The following is a 1,280-nucleotide window of genomic DNA, read 5'->3' as shown; positions in this document are numbered from 1 at the left end:
GTTCTAGGGGTAGAAAATGAAGACGGTGTTAGCCAAGGAACCGATGCGGACTTGGCGAATGCGATCATGTATGCAGGAGGCTTAGACAATGATAGCGGTGAGCTGCCTAGTGACCCTGCCGATGTGATCAATCTTTCTCTCGGTGGCGAAGGCTTCTCTGATACCTTGAAGACCGCAATCGATGCAGTTATTGCTAAAGGCATTATCGTAATTGCTGCAGCGGGGAATGAGTCGAGTAGCGAAAAGTTTTATCCGGCTGCATTTGACGGTGTGACGGCAGTGAGTTCGGTGACGTCAGAGTTAGCCTTATCCGGTTTTTCTAACTACGGAACATACATTGATGTGGCAGCGCCCGGCGGCTCTTCCAACGAGCAATCTACGATTGAAGGTCAGCAAGGTATTATCAGTACTGTCTCTGGGGCGGGATATAGTGAGTACCTAGGAACCTCAATGGCCGCCCCCCATGTTTCAGGTGTGGCTGCGCTAATGAAGTCGGTAGATCCTGATCTCAATGCTTCAAGTTTTAGCTACGCATTAGAGAACGGCCTCATCACTGACTTGATTGGTGGTTCATCCAGTTTCGGCAATGGCCTAATTAATGCGCATAAAGCCGTTGCATGGGCATCTGGAAGCAACGATATACCTGACTCCTTGTATTACTTTCCGCAATCGTTCTCTTTCTTTAATGATGCTGTCAATGCAAAGCTATATTTGTCTAACCCAGGCAATGGTAGCGTTATTGTCTCCGGTATTACACCAAGTGAAGCTGACGCCAGTTGGTTAGATGTTCGTCAGGATGATACAGATTCCAATGGTTTAGGGATCTATACGGTAGAAATTAATAGTGCAGCGATTCCAGTAAACACCTTTAAGAAAGGTAGTTTGATCATAGAATATCAAATAAATGATGGTGCGGTGCAAACTGCATCGCTTGATGTAATCGCATCGAATACTATTTCTGGTAACGAATCGGTCGGTAATCTTTATATATCGCTTATTGCCTTAGATGAGGTTTTGAACGCTTTGCCAGAAGAACCTATTTTTGCTACATCTACCGTGGCAGGATCTTTGTCTGACGGTGTATACAGCTATCGCTTTGAGAATATCCCGGTCGGCGAGTATTTTGTTAGAGCAAGTACCAATAATGATGGCGATGAGCGCTCATTTGACGATGGAGAAGCAAAAGGAATCTATCCGAATTACTACTCGTTCGAGACCTTAAACGCAAATCGGGAAGTGATACAAGGAGTCAGGTATATCGTTGCTTCCAGATGCCCATG

At 45.5% G+C, this 1,280-nt stretch carries 1 protein-coding gene; it reads left to right on the top strand.

Translation table 11 applies throughout. The features are described from left to right. The coding region (locus A3766_RS26605) for a S8 family serine peptidase (RefSeq protein WP_156509166.1) at window positions 1-1,280 on the top strand (1,280 nt) is incomplete at both ends.

The organism is Oleiphilus sp. HI0132, from assembly GCF_001635845.1.
This window is presented reverse-complemented; position numbering and strand designations above follow the sequence as displayed.